The organism is Desulfurispirillum alkaliphilum (genome assembly GCF_055378285.1).
The window spans coordinates 1,177,304-1,193,697 of record NZ_AP042405.1 but is presented as its reverse complement, the minus strand read 5'-3'; the positions used below and the strand labels follow the sequence as shown (position 1 = coordinate 1,193,697).

Here is a 16,394-nt window from a genome sequence, read left to right as displayed (position 1 = left end):
AGCATATATAAGGATATGCCTCCGTGAAATGTATTTATTTTCCTTTTTCAAGATGTATTTCAGAAAATCATCTCAAGAAGGCTCTTCTATTCTTTGAAGGAATTGTATTTGCTGACAGCCAGCCTCAATTCATGCGAAGCGAATTATTAGGCCATAGTGGTGGCAACCCTGAAAAACTGGAAAAAGTATACGCGGAACTCGAAGAGGAGTGTGCAATAGAGATTATCAACCCTACTGAGGAACTTATTAAGTACGATCATCTGCTAACTTCAAACATAAAAAGTGATATCGGTGATGATTCCTTCTTCGAAACAGCTATTAATCATTCGTCAGACGACTGGAGCATATTATATGAAAGACTTCCACCTTCTTTAATTAAGGAGTTTTATCCTGGGGCAGGCACATATAGTGAAGCAATTAGCTTGCATAATATTGTTTGGGCATGCGGGGATTACTCGAAGATACCTGAAAAACTTCGAAGATTTGCTGAGTTCCGTTACCCCGAAGCAACACCTGAAAAGGCATTGGAGCATTTAAAAAAACGATATAAGTTTGTAATAGGGGGAAGCCCGCATGTTTTATTGAATTCCTATAGACTTCCATTCTCCCATGCATCAAGTCTAAGAATAAATGAAATGCTGCTGTTAAGTGAGCTCTATGGGTATACACCTTTTACAGACAGCTCAGTTCATTCAACGCTACTATCTAAAAAAATACAGAGGGCGTTCAATATTAATGAATCTGACTCGCCGAATGTAGCTGGCAATAGCTATCAAGAACTGAGTTTCTCTATATTCGATAAAATAATCTCTGACGATGCACTAAAAAACTTAAGCTTCAAAGATATAATTAAATATAGAGATGAAAATCATTCAAAGCTTGAGCGCTATAATATTAAAGTGAATGAACTTCTTGCGAATATTGATCACCTGTCAAATAATAGATCGTACGAACTAAACAAGATTATCGATAAAGAGCTGATGCCTGAGTTGATTGCATCAAATGATGAATTCGAGAAAAATATAGAAAAATCTTTGGGTAAGCTGTTTATACAAAGTGTTGGAGTTGCAATTCCAACGCTATCGACAAGCTTTTATGCGGGGCTGGGAGCTATTGAGTCTATGTGTGTGCTGGCCGCTGCTGAAGGGACTTTCTTATCTACTAAAGGAGCTAAAGATATTGTCACTTCGATATCAGCGCTTAACAATAGAAAGAGAAATCCATACAGCTACATACTAAATTTAGGCTAACAAGTTGCTGCACTCGGAAAAATTACTCGCTTCACTCCTAATTTTCCGGTGAGCAAGGCGTTAGGCAGAAAGGCTAATCATGGATGCTGAACTAGTCACTGCTGAAAAATATGGTTTGTTTTGGGCTAGGTCGTTTGTAGAGGACGAGTCGGGGAGGCTTATTGCTGACGGGCTCTACATTTATCAACCAGATCGGTTTTGGGAACCATTCTGGGTTCTTTTCGACAGACTGGGTCAACTTAACGATTATTGTTTCAATCAGCTTGTGGCCTCGGAAACTAAGCTAAGCGAACTTCAAGCGGAACATGATCGCGCCACTGAGGACAAAGCCTCAGGAGCTGAAGTTTTCGATTATCTTTCGGAGCAAATTCCAGCTTGGGAAGATAATGTAGCTATCTTTGCAAAGGCTGCGCCGATCGTTCTTTTAGCTAGTTTTACCGAGTGGGGGTTGAAGCATATAGCGATAAGCCTCTTTAGAGGCTCCCCCAAAAAGGCGGATCGCAGAATGAGTGATATCCAGTTTTATTCGCATCATCTCGTTAGTTGTGGGCTTGAGGTGGAAAATATTGAAGAGTTTATTTCACGAGTTGGGACTTTCCGCTCAATAAGAAATAACTTTGCTCACGGAAAATGGAATGAGATAGAGGAAGATCTTCGAGGGATTAGCTTGAGAGAAGCGTTTACAGGCGTGTCCGATATGTTTGAGGCATTTGAGGATGCAGCATGGCGTAGAGAAGATGCGCTTGCCTAACAATGCCATGCACGCGACAAGCGCGTGATGGCGAGCGTTAAGCATCAAGAATAGCTTGGAGTAAGCATTGAACCTATTCATAGATACAAATGTATATCTTTCGTTTTACCATCTTTCAAACGATGATCTTGAAGAGATACACAAACTGGCGGTACTTCTCGAGAAAGGAGACGTAAAGCTTTGGCTGACTGAACAGGTAAAGGATGAATTCAAAAGGAACAGAGAAAACAAAATATCGGAAGCCGTAAAGAAACTTCAAGAGCAAAAGAAAAAGCCCCAGTTTCCGCAGATATGTAAGGATTATGAAGAATATCCAGTAATACGTGAACTCCAAAAAGAATATGAAAAGCATTTGTCGTCTCTTATTAAAAAAGTCTCTGACGATGTTGCATCAAGAAGCCTAAAGGCAGACGAAAAGATAACGGAGCTTTTTGGGAAAGCAACTATCATCAGTACGGATTCTAGCTTGATAGAAAAAGCAAGGTTCAGAATGGATGTACGTAATCCACCTGGGAAAGATGGTTCTCTGGGGGATGCAATTAATTGGGAAGGTTTATTGGAGTCTGTGACAAATGGAGAGCCGTTACACTTGGTTGCGGACGACAAAGATTACTATTCTGTCCTTGATGAAAATGTAATAAAAGAATTTCTGAGTGATGAATGGTCTGAGAAGAAAGAATCCCAAGTGCATTTTTATAGGCGGCTTTCACAGTTCTTCAAAGAGCACTATCCAGAAATTAAATTGGCAACGGAGCTTGAAAAAGAGTTGGCGATTAAGGCCCTTGTTAATAGTAGTAACTTTGCATCAACTCATTCATCAATATCTAAGCTGTCTAAATATGCTGAGTTTAATAAGTCGCAAGCAAACGAGCTAGCTCAGGTTGCAATTAGCAATAGCCAAATAAATTGGATTATCTGTGATTCGGACGTCTATGAATTCTATAGTAACCTCATTGAAAGTCATGGCGCTCACCTGGAAAATGAGCTTTTGGAACAGCTCAAAGAAGAGTTGTCAGCTTGTGAGCCAAGCGACGATGATGCTTAACAAAACATTGCAGCGGACAAGCCGCTGAATGCGGCGTTATGCGAATAGGAGGGCACAGTGAGTATTAAGCGATGCATCGTTTCAGTGGCTCTAATTTTTGTCACAGCCATGATTTGGAATGGCCTGTTTCATATGGTTCTTATCGCTGATCAAAATGCCATGATTGCTGAACTTCGGCGTCCTGATATGTCGGAAAAAGTACTTTTATCCCTCCTTATCACTATTGGCATGGCGACTCTTTTTGTTGTTAGTTATAGCAAGTGGCTCAGAAGTGGGACTTTAACCGAAAGTTTGATCCATGGATTATTTTTTGCAGTACTTGCTGGAGTTCTGGTTAACGCAAATCAGTATTTCGTGTACCCAATCCCAGGCATTCTTGCCGGACTATGGTTCCTTGGCGGGCTAGTTGAGTTTGCCTTGTACTCCGCAATCGTCTGGTTGGTGGGCCGTCGTGGAAGACACGCATAACACGTCGCTCCAGCCGACGTCAGGCCGCGATGCGGCCTTCCTCGGCTGAGCTTGGCGTTATGTGTGTTCTGGTGAAAAGGCAGCAGCATCCCGGCCAAACCCTGGAATCGAGGCTCCGGCTAGTTCGGAGAAGCAGGGCGGTGGGCTCGTCCAGTTCAGTGCCAGGAAACATCCAGCCTGAGGGTCGCCGGGCCGTCGCTGTTTCCGCGGCGGTCCGAGCCGGCAACATCGCGGCAAGTGGTAGGTTCCGAGTCGTCGCTGTTTCCGCAAGCGGCTTCGGCCGGGCGGTTGGGGCAGCCCAGGCGATCGTTCACCCCGCCCACATAACAAGTCGCTCAAGTTCGTTCCGAGCAGAACTAAAGGACACCCACTTTGTCCTTGATGATTCCGCCATATGCCCGATACACTCAACCACCAAACTCCCAGCAGGAGGTGCCACATGACCATTGCCAGAAGTCAGATTATTGCCCTGGATTCCACGCCCTACTATCACTGCGTCAGTCGCTGCGTGCGGAGGGCCTTTCTGTGTGGCACCGACAGCGTGACAGGGCAGAGTTTTGATCATCGCAAGCAGTGGATTCTGGATCGGCTTGGGGTGCTGACTGAGGTCTTTGCCATTGATATCTGCGCCTACGCTCTGATGAGCAACCACTACCATCTGGTGCTGCGGGTTGACCGGGAGCGGGTGGAGGCGATGTCTGACCATGAGGTGCTTGGGCGCTGGAATGTGCTTTTTTCCGGTAATCCGCTGATCAGGATGTTCCTGGCGGGGCAGAGGCTCAGCACGGTGCAGGAGCAGATGCTGGCGGCTTTGATTCGGGATATTCGGCCCCGCCTGTATGATATTTCCTGGTTTATGCGCAGTCTGAATGAGTGGATTGCCCGGCAGGCCAATAAAGAGGATAACTGCAAGGGGCGTTTCTGGGAGGGGCGATTTCGCACCCAGGCGCTGCTGGATGAATACGGTCTGTTGACGTGTATGGCCTATGTGGATCTGAATGCCATACGGGCGGGGATTGCCGATTCACCGGAGCATTCCGAGTTCTCTTCCATCCAGGCGCGCATAGAGGCATGGGGAAAGGCTTTGGGGGAAGAGGCGGGGGCACAGTGTCCGCCTTTACTGGGTTTCAATGACAGTGGGACTGATGACGCTCTGCTGCCTTTTACCACTGTGGATTATATGGAATTGGTGGACTGGACGGCGCGCAACGTGCGGGCTGACAAGGCCTGCGCCATGGATGAGGACGCGCCGCCAATTCTGGTGCGCCTGGGTATAGACAGTGAGCGCTTCACCAAGCAGATGCGGGGCGAGGGCGGCAGCTTCCCCACCTTCATGGGAGCCTACCATTGTCTGCGCGATGCGGCCAGGGAGCGGGGGCTGCACTATGTGCGGGGCAGCGGCACGGCCAGGCGGTTGTTTTGCGGCGACATGGTTTCATAAAAATGCCATATCACACCCAGGCGCTGCATTTTATCGGCACCGCCAGCTGTTGCCTCAATCACTGGCCACTGCCAGCACCTCCTGAATAATCTGCGACTGCCAATCAAAATAGGGATTGAAGGTGAGGCGCGCATGAATCTTGCCCGGCTCACGGTAGTCCCAGTCGGAATACCAGACCGGATCACCAGCCTGGCAGCGGGCGGTGTCCTCGTCTGTCTGTCCATTGAAGCAGATGCGTTCACTGCCATCCCGCCCATACAGCGGATTCTGAGGTGAGAACAGGATGCCCATGTGCGAAAACTGGCTGATGCGCTCCTGGGGCAACACATCGGTGCGCACCAGCACACGTGCCGAAGAGGTTGATCTGGGCGGGGGGTTCCCATACCAGATCAAGCGGCTGGAAGCATGGGTAAAATGGCGTTCAAAGACGTTTCGTACATAACGCACATCGACGACCGAATCATGCTGGGCCAGCACAATGACCGTTGGGCGGTCGAAGGTTCGACCCTTCAGGCTTTTGCGCACCGCCACGCTGCTGCGGTAAAACTGTGCCAGGCCGTTGGTGGGTACGATGTGGTAGCGAAGCGGTGATTGCAGCGGGTGCCTCTCAGGGGAAAGCAGCCAGGGCTTAATATGTACGAGCCAGGGCGTGGCCCAGTCAAACAGCTCGTTCGAACGCAGCGCGGGGGAGAACAGCACCAGGCCCTGAATCTGAGGGTCATCCAGGGCGTATTCGAGCACCAGGTTGGCACCGGTTGAAAAGCCGCCCAGCCAGACGTCTGGAAAATCCCGTTGCAGCAAGCTGATCTGTTCACGCACCAGTTGTTGCCAGTCTTCCAGCCGAATGCCGATCAGGTCGGCGGGCTGGGTGCCGTGTCCAGGCAGCAGCAGCGTGCGTACCACATAGCCTTGTTCAGCAAGACGGTGCGCCACATCGGTGAAAGACCAGGGTGAATCGCCCAGGCCATGCACCAGCAGGATGGCTTTGGTGGTTGGCGCGGGCGGGTGGAGCTCAAAGGGAGCATTCCACTCGATTTCATGGAGCGGATTTTCCGTCTGAAAACTGCGCTGTGCTCCAAGCAACTGCCGTGTCGTTTCGGTATAAGCCTGAAAAGCCGAAAGGTGAGTTGTGGGTACAGCAATATCCGTTTGGGCGGAACACCCCATTGCCATTCCCAGCAGCCCAGTGGCCACAAACACGAACATGAAAACAAGGGAGCGGATCTGCCGATTCATAAACGTATCTCCATGGTGACTCCGTGTCTTGAATGAGCGTAGCAAACGGGCGCGAAACACACCAACCCCCTCTTCTTTTCTGTGTTTCGTGATTTCATCACGAACAGGACATCCAAATAATTTCGGAAGAACTCCCTTGCCTGAGCTTCCCATCGCCTGCTTGATTTCTGGTGTTTCAGCAGGCTGTCAGCCCTTCCGGCTTTCGAGCATGCGCAGAAGCAGTTCCTGGAGAAGCTGCTGATCCGGTGCGCTGAGTCCTTCGATGATCGGTGCCAGTGCCTGCTGGCCCTGGGCACGTACCCGCTTTACAAGCTCGGCTCCGTCACTCGTCAGGAACACATCCGTCGCTCTTCCATCCTCTTTATTTGGCGCTCGCGCCACCAACCCCCGCTTCTCTGCTCGGGCGATCAGTCCCGACATCGTCTGTTTCTCCAGACCGAGGTATTCGGCGAGTTCGGCCATGCGCGGGCGCCGATCCCACAATATTCCCAGGACGCGAATCATCGAGAGGGACAGGTCGTTTTCGGCACCGATCTTATTGATGACGGCCATCGTGACAAAGGAACTTACTACAAGTGCGTCGGCCAGTTCCTCGTTGGATGGAGGGGTTTGTTCCATGGATTTCTCCTTTCGTTTCGCAATTCACCTTGACATAGTTCGCAATACGAGTCAATAATAGGTTCGTAATGCGAATCATTGACTTGCGTTTTCGCCGAAGGAGAACCCCATGAAAGCCACAGCCAAGCGGTGCGAGTGCGTCCTCGCCACTTCGAGTCCCACCGATCAGTGGATATTTCAACCATGAAGCGTCACCTCGTCACCATCTTCGTCGTCGCTGGCCTTTTCGCCGCCTGTGTCGCGCTGCTTGTGGCCATGCGCAGTGCTGTTCCTTCCCTCCCACCCACCTCTGCGGCACCGGTGCTGACGGTCAAGCGCACCTTTGCCACGGCACAGCAGTGGCCACAAACCCTGCACGCCGTCGGCAGCATCGCCGCCTGGCAGGAGGTCATCATCGGCGCGGAAATTGGCGGACAGCGGCTGTCACGCCTGCTGGTCGATGTCGGCGATCGGGTGGAAAAGGGGCAGCTTCTGGCGCAGCTCAACCCCGGCACGCTTGAAGCGGACTTGAACGCCGGTCGCGCGGCACTTCAAGAGGCCGAGGTCGATGCCGCCCAGGCGCAGCGTGCCGCCGATCGTGCACGGGCGTTGCAGCGCACCAATGTCTTATCTGACCAGGCCCTCGACCAGGCCCTGTCCACTGCCGATACGGCACAGGCGCGCCTGGCTGCCGCCCGCGCGCGGGTGCAGGCGGATTCGCTGCGTCTGGCGTATACCGAGGTGCGCGCCCCGGACGAGGGGGTAATCAGCGCCCGACCCGCCGTCGAAGGCGCGCTTGTGCAGGCCGGAGCGGAACTCATGCGCCTGCAGCGCCAGGGCCGGCTGGAGTGGCGTGCCGAGCTGCCTGGCCCGGAGCTTGCGCAGATTGCACCTGGTCAGGCTGTTCGCATCACATTCGGTGCTCCACAGTTTGTTGAAGGGCGCGTGCGCAGGGTTTCGCCGCAGGTTGATCCGCACACGCGCACCGGCATTGTGTACGTGGATATTGATCCTTCAGCGCTGGTGCGCGCCGGGCTGTTCGCACGCGGCGAATTTCTGCTGGCGCAGCACCGGGTGCTGACGCTGCCGGAAACCGCTGTCCTGCTGCGCGACGGCTTCAGCTATGTCTTTCGCATCGAAGGCAGCCAGGTGCGGCAGCAGAAGGTCACCCTGGGCGCCCGGCGTGATGACCGGGTGGAAATCCGCGAGGGAATCGACGCTGACACGCCGGTCGTCGAGTCCGGTGTGGGCTTCCTGTCCGATGGCGTGACGGTACGCCTCGCGACCGCAGGCCCAAATACATATCCCGCGCTGAAGGAGTGAGCATGAACGTCTCCGCCTGGTCGATCCACCACCCGATCCCGGCCATCCTGCTGTTCGCCATGCTCACGGTGGCGGGCCTCTTCGCGTTCCATGGTGCCAGAATCCAGCACTTCCCGGACGTGGATCTGCCCATGGTGACTGTGGTGGCCAGCCTGCCCGGCACAGCCCCGGCGCAGATGGAAACCGAAGTGGCACGCAAACTGGAAAACGCCATGGCCACCATGAAAGGGCTGCGACACCTGCATACGGTGGTGCAGGATGGCGTAGCCACGGTGTCGGCAGAGTTCCGCCTGGAGAAGCCGCCCCAGGAGGCTCTGGACGACACCCGTGCCGCCGTGGCCAGGGTGCGGGGCGATCTGCCTGCCGCCTTGCGCGATCCCGTCATCAGCCGCATCGAGTTCAAGAACGAGGCGATCCTGACCTACACGGTGGCGTCTTCGCGTATGGACGAGGAAGCCTTGTCGTGGTTCGTGGAAGATCAGATTACCCGGCGTCTGCTCGCTGTGCCCGGTGTCGGCGCAATTATCCGTGTGGGCGGCGCGAGCCGTGAAGTGCGGGTGGAACTGGACCCGGATCGACTGCTGGCATGGCGCCTGAACGCCGCCGATATTTCGCGGCAGCTCGCCCAGGTGCAGCGCGAAGCCCCGGGCGGCCGTGCCCGGCTGGGCAGCGGCGAACAAACGGTGCGCACCGTCGCCACGGTGTCCTCCGCCGAAGCACTGGCAGCGATGGAGATCCCCCTGCCCGATGGCCAGGTCGTACGCCTGGATCAGGTCGCCACCGTAACCGACACGCTGGCCGAGCGCCGTAGTGGCGCCTTCCTCGACGGCAGGCCAGTGGTCGGCTTCGAGATCTTTCGCGCCACCGGCGCCAGCGACCTGGACGTAGCCCATGGCGTGCGCCAGGCACTTGCCGAGCTGCGCGAGGAACGCCCCGACCTCGAACTCACCGAGGCCGTCAACGCCACTGACCAGGTTCTGGAGAATTTCCGGGGCAGCCTGTCGCTGCTCATCGAAGGCGCCCTGCTCGCGGTGCTGGTGGTGGGTCTCTTTCTGCGCAACCTACGCGCCACCCTCATCTGCGCGGTAGCCTTGCCCCTGTCCATCATTCCCACCTTCCTGTTCATGCAGTGGATGGGGTTCACGCTGAACATCATCACGCTGCTGGCCCTGTCACTGGTGATCGGCCTTCTGGTGGATGACGCCATCGTCGAGGTCGAAAACATCATGCGTCATATGGGGCGGGGCAAGGAGCCCCTCGTGGCGGCGCGCGAGGCCGCCGACGAAATCGGGCTGGCGGTCGTCGCCACCACCTTCACCCTGATCGCCGTTTTTCTGCCCACCGCCTTCATGCAGGGCCTGGCCGGCAAGTTTTTCGTACAGTTCGGCTGGACGGCCTCCATCGCCGTACTCATCTCGCTGGCCGTGGCACGGCTGCTCACGCCGATGATGGCGGCCTACCTGCTGAAGAAACCCACCCGTCCCCATGTCGAGCCTTTCTGGATACCAACGTACTTGCGGGTCGCGCGCTGGGCGTTCACCCACAAGAGCGCCACGCTGGCAATCACAGCGGCCTTCATCCTCGTCTGCAGCGTGCCATTGCTCACGGGCGCCATCAAAGGTGACTTCATGCCGCCGAGCGACCTGAGCCAGACCATGATCAGCGTCGAGCTGCCGCCGGGCAGCACCTACGCGCAGACGCGAGCGATCGCCGATGAGGCGCGCGCCATCGTGGCAACACACCCGCATGTAGAGCAGGTTTACACCGCCATCGGCGGCGGCAGTGCGGGAGACAACCCCATGAGCGGTGCCGCCGAGTCCCGCACAGCCCAGCTGACACTGAACCTGACACCACGCAAGGAACGCCCGGGCGTAAGCCAGCAGGACATAGAGCGCGAACTGCGCACGCGCCTGCACGCGGTTGCCGGTGCGCGCATCAAGATGGCCGCGGGCGAAAGCTATACCCTGGCGCTCTCCGGCGAGGACAGCGAGCTGCTGGCGCAGCACGCGGCCACCGTGGAGCAGGAACTGCGCGGACTGGCCGGAATCGGCCAGGTAACCAGCAGCGCAGGCCTGCAGCGTCCCGAGCTGATTGTGCGCCCGGACACCGCGCGAGCGGCAGACCTGGGGGTGAACACCGATGCCATCGCGGAAACCCTGCGCGTGGCAACGCAAGGCGACTACGATCAGTTCCTGCCCAAATTAAACCTCGATCAGCGCCAGATACCCATCATCGTGCGGCTGTCCGACGAAGCCACGCGGGATCTCCAACTGCTGCGCCAACTCACGGTACCGGGCGCGTGGGGCCCGGTACCACTGCGTGACGTGGCGGACATCGAAATCACCAGCGGTCCGGCGCAGATCAACCGCCTCGACCGCTTGCGCAACGTGAATTTCGAAATCGAGCTGGACGGCCAGGCCCTGGGCGATGTACAGCAGCGCGCCAGCGCGCTGCCCAGCCTGTCGCACCTGCCACCGGGCCTGACAAGGCACGACATCGGTCAGGCGGAAACATCCAACGAACTGGGCCGGAGCTTCCTGCTGGCAATGGGCACAGGCGTGGCCTGCATCTACATCGTACTGGTACTGATGTTCCATGCCTGGGCGCAACCAGTGACCATCCTCGGGGCACTGCTGCTGTCCATTCCGGGGACGATTCTGGCGCTGTTCCTGACCGGCACCCACCTCAGCATGCCCGCCATGATCGGAATGGTCATGCTGATGGGTATCGCCACCAAAAACTCCATCCTGCTGGTCGAATACGCCATCATGGCACAGCGTGATCATGGCCTGGCCCGGCTTGACGCACTGCTGGACGCCTGCCGCAAACGCGCACGTCCCATCGTGATGACCTCGCTGGCCATGGGCGCCGGAATGCTGCCCATTGCCCTGGGCTTCGGCGCCGACCCAAGCTTCCGCGCGCCGATGGCCATTGTCGTGATCGGCGGCCTCATCACCTCCACCTTCCTGAGCCTGCTGGTGATCCCGGTGCTCTATGAGATAGTTGACGACCTCGTTCAGCGCCTCTCAGCGAAGCGCTGGAGGGCCAGATGACAGGAACGGAGCGGGAATTATGTGCGTGACATTACCAGGTGAAAGTTTTGCAGTGAATGTGGCCTTGAGAGTGCCCAAGAAAAGGGGCCTGCAATCTCTTTCCGCATGTTTATATTATCGTGACCAAGGGCTTTCGTTATTCCAAGTCAAAACAGGCAGCGACGCTACCTTCATTGAATAACTATCCACGCAACCTTTAAAGTTGACTCAAGTGCAAACTCAGACTACATTTCAACGAAAATGTTTCGCTCAATATCAAGTGTGCTGTTCTTGCAACTTTTCACTGCAAGGATTTCTGCGCCAGGAGCTTCACACCAACAGCATTTAATTTCGTCTGCAATTTATCAAAAAAATATTTCCATGGGAGATTCTATGCGTTTTTTCTGGTTAGCAATTTCTATCGTAACTCCACTGATTTTCGTACATCTCATCGAGGCAGAGAGCAATAAAACCATTTCGAACACATACCTTGCCGTTGCAGCTGCATTTCTGATTTTTTCAATTGCCCTCACCGTTGCTGGCTTTATCAAACATCGAAACAATGAACGCCATGCTGAAAGCCGCCGGTTACTTGAAGAGCGCGACCATGATATCGCGAAGTGGAGAAAGGCTTTTTTCTCAGAAACAGCGGATCTCTACGATGCACAAAAAACGATGTTGACAAAGGCAAGAGAACTTGGCCAGCAGCACGCCACATATTCGAGTGCCTCTTTCGCTGAAAATCATAATGAGAAACAAGGCGTTGCCAGTGCCACAGGAGCTCACTAAGCGAAACTGACATAACCCGACTCACTCAAAGAGGTGGTTCTCACCGCTCATGGTATGAAGAAATACGGACTGGAGCCAGCATGGCAAATACACAATATGTCACCACAAACCGACTCTCAACGGAAGCGAGCCAAGCTCGAAAGCGCATATTGCTTATAGGGACTCCTGTAACCCTCATCCTGCTCCTTCTTTTTCCGGGCTTCTGGTGGTTCCTTCTGGCAGTATTTCTTATCATTTTCCTGAATACTGGAGCTACCAAACGGGCTGGTGCAGCTGGTGAAGACACTACTCTCAGTATTCTTTCTGCTCTTCCAGACTCTTACACTATTTTCAATCAAATCCCTGTGCCAAATGAACAGTCAAGAACCGGTTACACCGAACTCGACTTTATTGTGCTAGGTCCAAATGGAGTTTTCGTGATTGAGGTCAAGAATCATAACGGCACAATAACTGGCTCAGAAGAAGACAGAGAATGGATTCAGCACAAGATAGGAAGAAATGGTACCCCCTACACTGCCTCCATGAGAAATCCAATCAGGCAATTGAAACGGCAGATCTGGGCACTGAACCAGTTTACAAAAAAACGTGGATATGCAACCTGGTTGGAAGGCATCGTCTTCTTCTCAAACACAGAGAGCCGGTTAGAGTTGCACGGAAAGTTCTCTACTCCCGTGTTGCAGTACACGAGCCTGACGGAGCATATCCTTCGCCACAAGCCGAAATATACACCGAAAAACCTTGATCAAATGGCGCATAATCTCGCCACGATGGCGCCTTCAAGCCGCTCATAAAACGAAAGAGTCCCGAACGGCACAGTGGAAGGAACCCATGTATCACCATCCTGCCGATGAACTGATCGCCATGATGAAGGAGGATCAGCACGTACTGCAGCAGCTTTTCGACTCCGGCGAGCTCCCTTCTGAGTCGTATCACCCCCGGATGAAAGCCCTGCATGAGCGGAATACTTCCCGCCTGAAAGAGATTATTGACTGCCACGGCTGGCCCGGCATTTCACTGGTCGGGGAAGAAGCCGCCAAGGCGGCATGGCTCATCGTCCAGCATTCCGTTTCAGATCCGCAATTCATGGCGGAGTGTGCCGTCCTTCTGGAAGATGCCGTTGCAAGAGCAGATGCGCCTGGCTGGCAGCTGGCATTCCTTCACGATCGGGTGCGGACGTTATCTGGTCGGCCACAGTACTACGGAACGCAGTTTGATGTTGACGAAAACGGCTGGCCGATACCATTGCCCATTGAGGATGCTGCTGCGGTTGATGAACGCCGTGCGCGCCTCGGGCTGAACTCCCTTGAGGAACGCCAGAATCAAATGGCTGAGCAGGAGCGAAAGCGTCGCGCCAGCAGTGCCAACACGAAAAAGTGCGATACCGGCTGACCCAAGCGCCTGCACCTGTTCCCCTCCAGGCGAATACCGGCGACCCGAAACTGCCTGCCCGTTGCCGCGTTTGCTTTTTTCCAACTGAAGCGTCAGAATAACTCCTTGAGCCACAAGCCACACGACTATTCATGTTGACAAAAGTGTCTACACAAACTACATTCCCAGGCTGTCAAGATCCGCCCACTTTGTCGTCAGAGGCTTTTTTCGGCGCTGCAGAGAGTCACGCTCCCCTGCAAGGTCACTCCTCACAGAGACAATTCGTTTCATCCATTGCTGCCTGCGAGCCTGGCAGAAAGGGATTTCACTCCATGAAAAGCACTTCAGATAACAAGCACTTTCTAGAGCAAGCCCCGGTCAGCCGGGTCTTCCTGAAATACGCGCTGCCAAGTATCGTCACGATGGTGTTTTTTGGCTTGCAGAGCCTGGTGGATGGTATTGTGGTGGGCAATCACCTGGGTCCGGACGCCCTGGGCGGAATAAACATCATCCTGCCACTCTTCAGCATCATCATGGTGCTGGCGCTGATCGTCGGTATCGGGAGCCAGACCCTGGTCAGTATGGAGCTGGGGCGCAGGAATCCCGAAAAGGCGCAGGACGCTATGTCCACTGGCTTCAAGGCCATGGTGGGCATCAGCGCAATGGCCACGGTGTTGCTGCTGCTGTTCGCAGAACCTCTGATCAGGCTGATGGGCGCTGACGAGCGACTGCTGCCATTCTCCCTTGCCTACCTTACAGGGCTGACGCCGTTCATCCTGCCGCTGAGTTTGTGTTTTTATTCCGATGCCATGCTCAAAGCGCTGGGGCACCCCAGGTTTTCCATGGTCATCATGTCGCTGACCGTTGTGATCAATGTACTGCTCAGCCTGTACTTTGTGATCGGGCTGGACTGGGGAACTGCTGGAGCAAGCGCGGCCACAGGGGTGGCCTTCACCGTGGGACTGCTGATCTCCGGCAGCATTACCTTCAACCCCAAACAGCGGCTCTCAATGCTGAAAGGTCGTTTTCGCCTGCCACTCCTGCTGCGCGCCGCCTACAACGGCTCCTCGGAGGGCGTTTCAGAAATGGCGGCGGCAGCCACTATCCTGATCATCAACCTCACTGTCGTGCGGCTTCTGGGAGCCGATGGGGTGGCCGCATTCACGGCGATCAACTACATCAACTTCATGGGTGTGCTGCTGTTCCTGGGTATTTCAGATGGCCTGATCCCGGTGCTGAGTTATAATTACGGCGCCAGAAATTATGAGCGTGTCAAGCGCTTCTTCCGCTTTGCCGCAGTGGTCAACATGAGCATCGGCACCGTGATATTCATCCTGCTGCAGGTATTTGGGGGCCACGCAATCCTGCTGTTCTTCGACAGCAGCGAAAGCCAGGCGTTTCAGATTGCCGCCGAGGGCTTACACCTCTTTGCTTTCGTGTTTCTGGCCAACGGGCTCAATATGCTGATCATTGCCTCCTTCACCGCATTGGGTGAAGCGAAGAATTCACTCGTCATTTCGGTGCTGCGCGGGTTGGTATTCGTGCTGATCGGAGTCACCGTACTGCCAGTATTTTTCGGCATTCATGGTGTCTGGCTGGCAATCCCACTGGCGGAAGTGCTGTCACTTGGCGTAGCGTTCCTGCTGGTTCGCAGGATTTACAAAAGATTGTCTGGAGAGGTATAGGCATATATCCATCCGGCAGATGTGACGCCGGGGCCCAGGCGATCACATCTGCCGGTGATGCACTCTTCAGGGGAGGTTTCAGGCCAGCGGAATAAAGTTCCCGGTCTCCTGAGACAAGCCCGAAAGGGTGCCCGCCTGCAGGTCGAAATACCAGCCGTGCAGTTCCAGGGAGCCGCTTTCCACCCGCTCCTTTATCCATGGAAAACTCAGCAGGTTTTCCAGGGAGAGCAGGATAGCCGCTTTTTCACAGGCCTGGTTCTGCACCTCCACAGGTTTGTGACTCAGCTCCTTCAGCACCTTCTCCTTGGCGGCCTGGGCAATCCCGACCCAGCTGCCGATGAAACTCTGCTTGCTGCACTCGCAGATGCCATCCATCAGCCCCTTGATGCCTCCGCACTGGGAGTGGCCCAGCACAATAATGTGCTCCACATTCAGGTGGCACACGGCATATTCCAGCGCCGCACTGACCCCGTGGTGACCTTCGTCGGGCCGGCAGGGAGGAACCAGGTTCGCCACGTTGCGTACAATGAACAGCTCCCCCGGCAGGCAGTCGGTGAGAATGGCCGGATCAACGCGGGAGTCGCTGCAGCCGATGAGCATGGCTTTCGGGCTCTGTCCTTCCCGCAATTCATCGAAGAGGGTTTTGTCGGAACCTAGCCAGGTATTCTGGAAACGTTTGAATCCGGAGATAAATCCTTCAATATCTTTCATCTTGCAATAACCTCCTGGTGCACTGCTGCAAGTATTGCTGACGGAATATTACCCTTTGCTTACAGCTGCCAGCGCTTCTTCGGCTGTCTGGTCGTAGCGCTTGCGATCTTCCTCAGCCAGCTTGGCCAGTGCCTTGTCAATGGCGGGGTACTTGATGGCCAGAATGCGCGCCGCCAGAATGGCCGCGTTGCGCGTTCCATCCACGGCAACCGTTGCCACGGGAACCCCTGGAGGCATTTGCACGGTGGAAAGCAGGCTGTCCCAGCCGCTGAGAGGACCATTGCCCAGGGGCAGGCCAATGACGGGAAGGCGCGTATGGCCAGCAATGACACCCGCCAGGTGGGCGGCCACACCAGCGCAGCCGATCAGCACTTCAACTCCCTCGGCGTGGGCGCGGTCGATATAGGCGAACACCTTGGCCGGAGTCCGGTGGGCGGAAGCAATAACCACCTCGCTGTGAATTCCCAGCTCGGTCAGAGTTTCCTGAACCTTGATAACCTTGGGCAGATCATTGGGACTTCCGGTCAGAATACCGACCAGGGTTTTTGAATCACTTGACTTGGACGCAGCCTTTTTCGCCATTGAACACTCCTGTAAAGATTTTGATAGACAGCAGCCTGAAAAGAAAAAGGGGCCGCCAGCACACATGCTGACAGCCCCTTTGAGATTACCTACACCATGCGGTGACGTTCCATCTG

At 54.8% G+C, this 16,394-nt stretch carries 15 protein-coding genes; 11 read left to right on the top strand and 4 right to left on the bottom strand.

Going from position 1 to position 16,394, the window contains the following annotated elements; genetic code table 11:
- Positions 1-23: 23 nt before the first annotated feature.
- The 5 genes from ACZ46I_RS05465 (at position 24) to ACZ46I_RS05445 (ending at position 4,955) form a co-directional block, all read left to right on the top strand.
- Positions 24-1,250 (top strand): hypothetical protein, encoded by a 1,227-nt coding sequence (locus ACZ46I_RS05465; RefSeq protein ID WP_464281702.1) that lies wholly within the window; start codon positions 24-26, stop codon positions 1,248-1,250.
- A 79-nt stretch (positions 1,251-1,329) separates the two neighbouring features.
- Positions 1,330-2,001 (top strand): hypothetical protein, encoded by a 672-nt coding sequence (locus tag ACZ46I_RS05460; RefSeq protein WP_464281701.1) that lies wholly within the window; start codon positions 1,330-1,332, stop codon positions 1,999-2,001.
- Between the two features lie 67 nt (positions 2,002-2,068).
- The gene (locus ACZ46I_RS05455; RefSeq protein WP_464281700.1) at positions 2,069-3,046 is read left to right on the top strand and encodes a PIN domain-containing protein; all 978 of its coding nucleotides are present in this window, start codon (positions 2,069-2,071) and stop codon (positions 3,044-3,046) included.
- 57 nt (positions 3,047-3,103) lie between these two features.
- Positions 3,104-3,514 carry a hypothetical protein gene (locus tag ACZ46I_RS05450; protein ID WP_464281699.1) on the top strand — a complete coding sequence of 137 codons (411 nt, stop codon included), beginning with the start codon at positions 3,104-3,106 and terminating at the stop codon, positions 3,512-3,514.
- A 439-nt stretch (positions 3,515-3,953) separates the two neighbouring features.
- On the top strand, positions 3,954-4,955 hold the full coding sequence (locus ACZ46I_RS05445) for a transposase (RefSeq protein WP_464281698.1): 1,002 nt from the start codon (positions 3,954-3,956) through the stop codon (positions 4,953-4,955).
- 54 nt (positions 4,956-5,009) lie between these two features.
- Here ACZ46I_RS05445 and ACZ46I_RS05440 read toward each other — a convergent pair whose 3' ends face one another.
- Positions 5,010-6,098 (bottom strand): alpha/beta hydrolase, encoded by a 1,089-nt coding sequence (locus ACZ46I_RS05440; protein WP_464281841.1) that lies wholly within the window; start codon positions 6,096-6,098, stop codon positions 5,010-5,012.
- Between the two features lie 279 nt (positions 6,099-6,377).
- The gene (locus ACZ46I_RS05435) at positions 6,378-6,809 is read right to left on the bottom strand and encodes a MarR family winged helix-turn-helix transcriptional regulator (protein ID WP_464281697.1); all 432 of its coding nucleotides are present in this window, start codon (positions 6,807-6,809) and stop codon (positions 6,378-6,380) included.
- Positions 6,810-6,992: 183 nt separating this feature from the next.
- Between ACZ46I_RS05435 and ACZ46I_RS05430 the strand changes: the two genes are divergently transcribed.
- The 6 genes from ACZ46I_RS05430 to ACZ46I_RS05405 all read left to right on the top strand — a co-directional run bounded on the left by ACZ46I_RS05430 (position 6,993) and on the right by ACZ46I_RS05405 (position 14,985).
- Complete coding sequence (locus ACZ46I_RS05430) at positions 6,993-8,111, top strand: efflux RND transporter periplasmic adaptor subunit (protein ID WP_464281696.1); 1,119 nt, start codon at positions 6,993-6,995, stop codon at positions 8,109-8,111.
- A 2-nt stretch (positions 8,112-8,113) separates the two neighbouring features.
- Entirely contained in the window at positions 8,114-11,164 is a 3,051-nt protein-coding gene (locus ACZ46I_RS05425) for an efflux RND transporter permease subunit (RefSeq protein WP_464281695.1), read from the top strand.
- A 372-nt stretch (positions 11,165-11,536) separates the two neighbouring features.
- Complete coding sequence (locus ACZ46I_RS05420; protein ID WP_464281694.1) at positions 11,537-11,932, top strand: hypothetical protein; 396 nt, start codon at positions 11,537-11,539, stop codon at positions 11,930-11,932.
- An 80-nt stretch (positions 11,933-12,012) separates the two neighbouring features.
- On the top strand, positions 12,013-12,723 hold the full coding sequence (locus ACZ46I_RS05415) for a nuclease-related domain-containing protein (RefSeq protein WP_464281693.1): 711 nt from the start codon (positions 12,013-12,015) through the stop codon (positions 12,721-12,723).
- Positions 12,724-12,760: 37 nt separating this feature from the next.
- Complete coding sequence (locus ACZ46I_RS05410) at positions 12,761-13,321, top strand: DUF6624 domain-containing protein (RefSeq protein WP_464281692.1); 561 nt, start codon at positions 12,761-12,763, stop codon at positions 13,319-13,321.
- Positions 13,322-13,632: 311 nt separating this feature from the next.
- Complete coding sequence (locus ACZ46I_RS05405) at positions 13,633-14,985, top strand: MATE family efflux transporter (protein WP_464281691.1); 1,353 nt, start codon at positions 13,633-13,635, stop codon at positions 14,983-14,985.
- A gap of 78 nt (positions 14,986-15,063) precedes the next feature.
- On the opposite strand, the gene ACZ46I_RS05400 is transcribed toward ACZ46I_RS05405, so the two are convergent.
- Together ACZ46I_RS05400 and purE are read right to left on the bottom strand one after the other, a co-directional pair.
- Positions 15,064-15,696 carry a carbonic anhydrase gene (locus ACZ46I_RS05400; protein ID WP_464281690.1) on the bottom strand — a complete coding sequence of 211 codons (633 nt, stop codon included), beginning with the start codon at positions 15,694-15,696 and terminating at the stop codon, positions 15,064-15,066.
- 48 nt (positions 15,697-15,744) lie between these two features.
- Positions 15,745-16,278, bottom strand: coding sequence for a 5-(carboxyamino)imidazole ribonucleotide mutase (purE, locus tag ACZ46I_RS05395; RefSeq protein WP_013506945.1), 534 nt, complete (start codon positions 16,276-16,278; stop codon positions 15,745-15,747).
- Between the last annotated feature and the right edge of the window lie 116 nt (positions 16,279-16,394).